This window comes from Kitasatospora sp. NPDC001539 (genome assembly GCF_040298565.1).
Classification (GTDB): Bacteria; Actinomycetota; Actinomycetes; order Streptomycetales; family Streptomycetaceae; genus Kitasatospora.
Genome location: NZ_JBEPAK010000308.1, coordinates 1 through 7,291 on the forward strand (window position 1 = coordinate 1; position 7,291 = coordinate 7,291).

The following is a 7,291-nucleotide window of genomic DNA, read 5'->3' on the forward strand; positions in this document are numbered from 1 at the left end:
AAGTCGGATCCACCGACTTCCCACTCCGGCCGGTTCGCTACCGTGTTCCCCATGACGGATCCCAGACCCCATCACTACCGCTTCGTCCACCGCGTGCTCCCCCGCCAGGTACTGGAGTTCGGCCCGCGGGTGACCACCCCGGCGCCGGACGGCGGCAGCCTGCTGCCCGTCCTCACCGGCATCTGGGACGACCTCGGCCAGAGCCTCCCGCCCGAGGACCGGCTGCCCAGCCGCGGGCTCGACTGCCGCCACCTCGCCACCGACGACCACACGATGCTGCTGGTCACCCTCCCCGCGCCGGTCGGCGCCACCGAGGCCCACTTCGCCGCCGCCGTCCACCCCCGGGGCGCCAAGGCCGTCCGCTACCTGACCCTCGAACACGCCCTCAACCCCTTCGACGGCAGCGTCGGCACCGTCCTCGGCGAATGGACCACCGAGAGCCACCTCAACCACGGCCCCGGCCCCTCCCCGGTCGCCGAACTCTTCGTCGCCGCCGTGGCGGAGCTCACCGCCCCGAAGAAGCGCCGCTTCTGGCGCCGCTGAACCCACCGCGGGGGCCTCCCGCCGCCAGGATTCCGTACGCGTCCCGCGGAAGCACCGCACCACCGATCACCCATCCGGCGACCGGCGTTATGCTCGGCCGGTCCGACAACCGACGCATCGGGGGAGATGATGGCCGACTTCACGGTCAGCCCGGAGCTCCTGGCCAAGCTGGCCAACGACCTCAGGGGCTGCGGCGACGAACTCGACCAAGGGCTGAAGGCACTCAAGGAGGCGAGCCGCGACGGGCTCGGCTTCGACTTCCTGGAGGAGGCCGGCAAGCACTTCCAGGAGAAGTGGGAGTACGGCCTCAAGAAGGTCCGCGAGTGCGTCAAGGTCCTCGACGACGGCCTCGGCAAGGTCGCGCAGTCCTACGACGGCACCGAGCAGTCCATCGTCAAGGCCCTCAGCCCGGCTGCGGGGCAGTCATGACCGACCCCAAGCCCCAGCCCGACTGGTCCGGCCTCGGCTTCAACCCCGCGCCCGGCGACCCAGGCGCCGTGTCCGGCCTCAGCGCGAGCCTGCGACGGGTGTCCCAGCACCTCACCGGCGTCCACACCACGCTCTCCCAGATCTCCGCCAACCAGGGCGAGTGGACCGGCGACGCCGCCAAGGCCTTCGCCGGCCAGTTCGGCAAGCTCCCCGGCTACCTCCAGGACGCCGCCGACTCGATCACCGCCGCCTACCAGGCCCTCGACACCTGGTACCAGACGCTGAACGAACACCAGCCCAAGGCCGTCGAGTTGGCCCGCGCGGCGCTCACCGCCCTGCAGGACAAGGAACGGGCCGAACAGGCCCACCGCACCGCGGCCGCCGCCCCCGACCTCGAACTGGCCGGCAAGAGCTTCCCCGACGACGCGTCCCTCGCCGCCGCCGAGAAGCGCTACAACGCCGCCAGGAACCACCTCGACCAGGCCGCCAAACTCGTCAGCAGCGCCACCTCCACCCTCACCGGCCTCCAGAACCAGGCCCACGAACTCGCCGAGAACCACAAGGCCGACGCCCACAAGACCGCCACCGCCATCCGCAAGGCCGCCGACAGCAAGGCCCCGCCGGAGCCCGGCTGGCTCAGCAAGGTCGGCAACTGGCTGAAGAACCACGGCGCGGACCTGCTGACGGTGGCGGCGGGCGTCTGCGGCGTCGCGGCGATCTTCTTCCCGGCCTTCGCCCTGCCGGCGATCCTGCTCAGCGCGGCGGCCGCGGGTGCCCACGCGACCCAGTACGCCGTCAAGGGCCAGCTGTGGCCGCCGCAGAAGAACATCGGCAACTGGCTGACCCTAGGCGGTGACGTGCTGGGCGCCATTCCCGGCGTGGGAGTCGCCGCCAAGGGCGTCACCGCCGCCCGGGAGGCCGGCGCCGCCGGTGCGGGCGTGCGCGGCGTCGTGAGCGCCGGCGCGACCGAGGTCCGCGCCGCGGCCCGCGGGGTCGACCCGGCCAACCCGCTGTTCACCAACGCCATCGAGAAGCCCGCCGTCAAACTCGGACTCTCCAAGTCCGCCGCGATGGACCTCTCCGACGGCGTCCAGGCCGTCACCACCGCCGGACTCAACGCCCCGACCGCGTACGCCCTCACCCAGGACAACCCGAGCAACGGGCTCACCAGCGCGGTCAACTACACCACCGGCGCCAACAACGTCATCGGATCGGGCGGCCTCGCCGCCGGCGGCGGCAAGGCCAACGCCATCGTCGGCACCGTGTCCACCGTCGGCAACCTGCTCGGCCTGGGCGGATGGGCGGCCGGCTATGGACGTTGAGACCACCCCCGCCCCGCCGCTCTGGCTCACCCTGCCCCCGGGCTTCACCGCGGTCGACCTGGACGAGGACCTGGGCGACCGGATGGCCCGCACCGCCTCGACCCTGGACGCAGCCTTCCCCGACGTCCGCCCCGAGCATAAGCTCGGCGCCGTGATCGCCGCCGAGACCGCGCTGCAGGCCCAACTGCGCGAGGGCGTTGCCCACGTCGCCAGCTGCCTGGTGCGCGCCGAGGACGGCGAGCCCATCCACGGCATGCTCGCCGTGTTCGTCCGCCCGGAGGAACTCGGCCCGCGCGACAGCTACCCCGCCCGCGTCGCCGAGGACCTGGCCGAGGCCTGGCCGGACGCCGACGTCGGCGTGGTGGAGCTGCCCGTCGGACGCGCCGCCCTCGCCGCCCGGGAACTGGCCGTCCCGGTGCCCGGCGCGGTGTGGGGCGTGCCCGAGCCCACCGTCAGCACCGTGCGCCAGCTCGAACTGCTGATCCCCCACCCGTGGAGCCCCCATGTGGTGGCCGCCGTCTTCACCACCGAGGACATCGACTACTGGTCCGAGTGGCTCCCCCTGCTCGCCACCGCCTTCCGGGGCATCTCCTTCCACCCGCCCCGGGACGAGAGCCTCGACGACCTGCCGCCCGAGCAGTGGGACAACATCCGGAAGGCCTTCGGATGACGGCGACCGCCGACGGCCACCAGGGTCCGCGCAGCGGGCCACGCCGCCTGGGCGGCGCAATCGCCCTCATCGCCCTGTCCACCGCCCTGATCATCGGCATCGCGGCACTGGACGTGTACGTCAACTCGTTCCTGGCGACGCTCGTGGGATTCGGCTACCCGCTGGCCATGTTCCTCGCCCTCGTCATGCGGCGCGATGCCGACTGCAACCCCGCCTTCCAGAAGCGCCAGTTCGGATGGGGCGCAGCCATCGCCCTCCTCGGCTTCGCCGCCTACGTGTCGGGTGTCATCGCCTGGAACAACCTGATCCTGGAGTCGGGCCGCACGGTGAGAGCGGTGGTCCTCAGCGAAAAGGTCGCCAACTCGCTCCACGGCACCGGCCGGGAGTACACCCTCGCCTCCTCGGAGTCGAACGACGAGGTTCCCGGCGGACCGCTCTCCCAGAGCTCCGCCCGGTTCAAGCCCGGCGACGTGATCACCGTCCGGATGGACCCGGTCGGGCGGGTGCCCCCCAAGCTTCCGGGTGAGGCGGACTCCCCCGTCGGCATGCTCACGTTCCTCGGGTGCAACGCGGTCATCGACGGCATCCTGCTCTGGTCCGTCAGCCGTCCCCGGTCTGCCACGGCCGAACCGGCCGCAGCCGCTCTCGACTCCCCCGGGGCGTGACCCAACTCACCTTGCCCCGCTGAAACCCCGTCGGCCCGCCCCGTCGTCCTGTCCTTCACACTTCCTGATGAACAGGCAGTATGGGGGATGACGCGATGGCAGATGACGGAGCGAAAGCAGGCGGGCCGGAGTTCAAGATCAGGCCGGGGGACCTGAAGGACGCCGCGCCGACCTTCGAGGCGCAGAGCAAGGCACTCAAGGACGCCCTCGACAAGCTCAGGAAGGCCCTCGCCGAGGCGGGCAGCCCCTGGGGCAGCGACAAGCAGGGCAACGAGTTCGCGGCGGCCTACAACCCGCCGCACGACCACGTGCTGTCCGCGCTCGACGTCCTCGTCCAAGGGCTCGACAGCATCAACACGGGCCTCCACGCCCACGCGGACAACCACACGGACGCCGACAACCACGCCAGGAAGAACTTCACCCCGTGACCGGGAACCGCCCCCGGAGGGGAGCCCGGCATGGGTGAGTCCACCGCGGCGAAGGCGGTCCGCAAGCTCACCGGCATGTGGTGGCCGGACGCGGACCCGGACAAGCTGCGCAAGGTCGCGGACGCGTGGGACGCGATGGCCACCGCCATCGACAACGTCACCGTGCCCACCAACCAGGCCGCCGCGGCGATCGTCGCGAACAACCACGGCCCGGCGATCGACGCGTTCGGCCGCTTCTGGGCCCAGTACTACGGCGGCAAGGACAGCGCCGGCAAGGGCAAAGGCTGGCTGCCCGACGCCGCCGAGGGCTGCCGCAGCCTCGCGAAGGCCCTGCGCGACTTCGCCGCGGAGGTCGACAAGGCGATCAAGAAGCTGGAGGAGGAAGCCGCGATCGTCGGCGCCAGCCTCGTCGCCGGAACCGCCCTCGCGTTCTTCACCGCCGGCATCTCCGAGGGCATCGCCGCCGGCGCCGCCGCGAGCATCGTCGCCACCGCCGCGGGCCTGGGCATCACCGTCTCGGAGACCATCGCCACCATCGCCGCCACCGTCCTGGTCGGCGCCGCCTTCGGCGCGGTCGAGGCGATCACCGTCGACCTCGCCGTCGCCCAGCCGATCCGCGTGGAGTTCTTCGGCGACGGCGGCTACAGCTTCCAGGAGGCCGTCGACTCCGCCGAGACCGGCGGCATCATGGGCGGCGCGGGCAGCGGTCTGGGCGCCGGTGCCCGGGCCGTCTCCACCGCCGCCGAGGTGTCGGACAACGTCTCCGTCGCCCTCGCCGCCGCCGGAAAGGTGGCCAACGCCGCAGACACGATCCCCGGCCGCATGGTCACCGGCGCCGGGCTCACCTACGCCTACGACGCCACCTTCCAGACCGGCCCGGTCCTGCCCCTCGACATCGTCCTCGGTGGAGTCGGCGGTGCGGCCGGGCCCAGTGGCAAGGGTGTCGACACCGTCAGGCGCATCGCCGCCCTCAGCGGCGAGGGCCACGCCCCGGGCCGCCACGTCAAGGCCACGGATGCCGCCCTCAAGACCCGTCTGGGCACCACGATCTACAACCAGGACGGCTCCCCCAAGGTCTACGGTCCGACGTCGGTGAACGCCGGCCACGTCAAGTCACGGGACCACATCGATCCGCTGACCGGCACCACCGTCGACGGCGACCACGGCGGCGTGCACAAGTGCGGCCCCTACGCGACCCGGTACAGCGATCCCGCGGACCTGGTGACCGTGGACAAGTACATGCGGAAGTACATCCGGGAGCACGGCGAAGCGCCCAGGGACCCGGTCCCCATCGAGGACATCCTGGGACCGGAGGGCCACAAGCGTTTCACCGGGTTCTACAAGGACCCGCAGGACCCGAACCAGTACCTGCCGGTGGACTTCGAAGGAGGGAACATCGTCGCCATCTACGTGAAGGACGCGAACGGCCACTACGATCTCCTGACGTCCTACGCAAACCCCGCGCGAGGAAAGCATCCCTAAGGAAACCATGGACCCCGAACTCGCCGGCTTCATGCAGATGTACCTCAGCGTCGAAGTCGCCTACGGCACCCTCGCCCGCGTCAAGGAAACCATCCGATCGGCCAGTTGGTGCGAGGACGTACAGCAGAGGTTCGAGCGGATGATCGCAGAACGGAACATGACCAGGGGCGAGTACTGCGAACTCACCTGGATCGACTTCGAGACCGACGAGGAGATGTACGGATACCTGGAGAAGCTCCACGCCTATCTCTTCCTCGACCAGGGGGAACTCCCCCTGCCACCCGACTGATGGCCGGACCGGCTACCCACGCGGAAGGTCGAGGTCCTCGGTTCGGTTCCGACGCCGTGCAGTCGATGGTGGACCGGCTGAAGGCTGTCTGCTGGAAGTCGCCTGGCGAGGCCTTCGAGAAGGGATACTCCCGTGCCGCGCTGATGAAGGAGTACTTCCGACGGGCCGCGCTCTGGGTCGACATCTGTGGAGAACCCCAACAGTGGCCCTTCTTCGACCTCGCGGAGATCGTGAACCCCGACATCCGCGCCGACCCGGCGGTCATCGCGGACGTCGAGGACTTCATCGACGAGGCCTGCGGCTCGTCGTACGCCATGGACAGCGGCTCGGCCGCCGTCCACTGGGCCGCACTGACCAGCGCACCCGAGGTACAACTACCCCCGTTTCCGGACCCGTTCGAGCCCTTGTTGCGACTCTACGAACGCGGTGGCGCCGGATTCGCCTTCGCCAACGGCTTCGTCGACTTCGGCATGATCATGGTTCCGCGCGGCAACTGGCGCATGCACCTCTCCCTGACCCCGGTCATCGAGCTGAACGACGAAACCCTCGACGCACTGGACGAACGTAAGTGGGCAGCACTCAACGCAAGGGCAGACCAGAGCAAGCGGCAGTCGACCGGTCACAGCTGACCCTGCCCACGGGACGGGACACAGGGGACCAGGACCACGGCGACGAACCGCGTGGCCGCGATGAGGTGAGCCCGCCCGGGAAGAGCGCTGTGCCGGCTGAGGCTGACCGTTGGTGGCCCCGGTCCGCCGGGGCCACCAACGCGCAGAGCTGGCAGAGCGCTCCACGAACGATCACGCCCTCCGCGAGTCCCGGCGCTGTGCAGATGGTGGTTGACCGTCTCAAGGCGATCAACTGGAGGTCTCCTGCTGAGGCCATGGAGAAGAGCTACTCACGCGCCGCGCTGATGGAGGAGTACTTCCGGCGGGCCGCGCTCTGGCTCGACGTCTACGGAGACACTCAGTACTGGCCCTTCCTCGACCTCGCCGCCATCGTGGCTCCCGCCATCCGCGCCGACCCGGCGGTGATCGCGGACATCGAGGGCTTCATCGACGAGGCCTCAGGCTCGTCGTACGCGATGGACAGCGGCGCGGCCGCCGTCCAGTGGGCCGCGCTGACCAGCGCGCCCGGGGTGGAACTGCCGCCGCTGCCGGATCCGTTCGAGCCCCTGCTCCGGCTCTACGAGCGCGGCGGCTCCGGCTTCCGCCTCACCAACGGCTTCGTCGACTTCGGCATGATCATGGTTCCGCGCGGCAGCTGGCGCATGCACCTCTCCCCGACTCCGATCATCGAGCTGGACGACGAAGCCCTCGACGCCCTGGACGAACGCAAGTGGGCCGAGTTCAACGCGCTGACAGACGGCAGAGGTCAGTAGTCCTACCCCGGAGGTCCAGCTGGGCTCGACGCCCGGTGACGGCGCCGCCCCCGGGCGGGGGGCGCTCGGGGCGTCCAACAGA

General features: G+C 70.5%; 10 protein-coding genes. All 10 read left to right on the forward strand.

What is annotated here, in order from left to right; genetic code table 11:
• Nucleotides 1–51 precede the first annotated feature (51 nt).
• The 10 genes from ABT247_RS30015 to ABT247_RS30060 all read left to right on the forward strand — a co-directional run bounded on the left by ABT247_RS30015 (nucleotide 52) and on the right by ABT247_RS30060 (nucleotide 7,209).
• Complete coding sequence (locus ABT247_RS30015; protein ID WP_350748737.1) at nucleotides 52–543, forward strand: hypothetical protein; 492 nt, start codon at nucleotides 52–54, stop codon at nucleotides 541–543.
• Nucleotides 544–672: 129 nt separating this feature from the next.
• Nucleotides 673–972, forward strand: coding sequence for a WXG100 family type VII secretion target (locus tag ABT247_RS30020; protein ID WP_350748740.1), 300 nt, complete (start codon nucleotides 673–675; stop codon nucleotides 970–972).
• Nucleotides 969–2,294, forward strand: coding sequence for a putative T7SS-secreted protein (locus ABT247_RS30025; protein WP_350748744.1), 1,326 nt, complete (start codon nucleotides 969–971; stop codon nucleotides 2,292–2,294). Before ABT247_RS30020 ends, ABT247_RS30025 begins: the two co-directional genes overlap by 4 nt.
• Entirely contained in the window at nucleotides 2,284–2,964 is a 681-nt protein-coding gene (locus tag ABT247_RS30030) for a hypothetical protein (protein ID WP_350748747.1), read from the forward strand. The genes ABT247_RS30025 and ABT247_RS30030 overlap by 11 nt, the downstream gene beginning before the upstream one ends.
• The gene (locus ABT247_RS30035; protein WP_350748750.1) at nucleotides 2,961–3,629 is read left to right on the forward strand and encodes a hypothetical protein; all 669 of its coding nucleotides are present in this window, start codon (nucleotides 2,961–2,963) and stop codon (nucleotides 3,627–3,629) included. Before ABT247_RS30030 ends, ABT247_RS30035 begins: the two co-directional genes overlap by 4 nt.
• 95 nt (nucleotides 3,630–3,724) lie before the next feature.
• Entirely contained in the window at nucleotides 3,725–4,057 is a 333-nt protein-coding gene (locus ABT247_RS30040) for a WXG100 family type VII secretion target (RefSeq protein ID WP_350748753.1), read from the forward strand.
• Nucleotides 4,058–4,087: 30 nt separating this feature from the next.
• Nucleotides 4,088–5,539 carry a WXG100-like domain-containing protein gene (locus ABT247_RS30045; RefSeq protein WP_350748755.1) on the forward strand — a complete coding sequence of 484 codons (1,452 nt, stop codon included), beginning with the start codon at nucleotides 4,088–4,090 and terminating at the stop codon, nucleotides 5,537–5,539.
• A 7-nt stretch (nucleotides 5,540–5,546) separates the two neighbouring features.
• On the forward strand, nucleotides 5,547–5,828 hold the full coding sequence (locus tag ABT247_RS30050) for a hypothetical protein (RefSeq protein WP_350748758.1): 282 nt from the start codon (nucleotides 5,547–5,549) through the stop codon (nucleotides 5,826–5,828).
• Between the two features lie 56 nt (nucleotides 5,829–5,884).
• On the forward strand, nucleotides 5,885–6,457 hold the full coding sequence (locus ABT247_RS30055; protein ID WP_350748761.1) for a hypothetical protein: 573 nt from the start codon (nucleotides 5,885–5,887) through the stop codon (nucleotides 6,455–6,457).
• 254 nt (nucleotides 6,458–6,711) lie between these two features.
• Complete coding sequence (locus ABT247_RS30060) at nucleotides 6,712–7,209, forward strand: hypothetical protein (protein ID WP_350748764.1); 498 nt, start codon at nucleotides 6,712–6,714, stop codon at nucleotides 7,207–7,209.
• The last annotated feature ends 82 nt before the right edge of the window (nucleotides 7,210–7,291 follow it).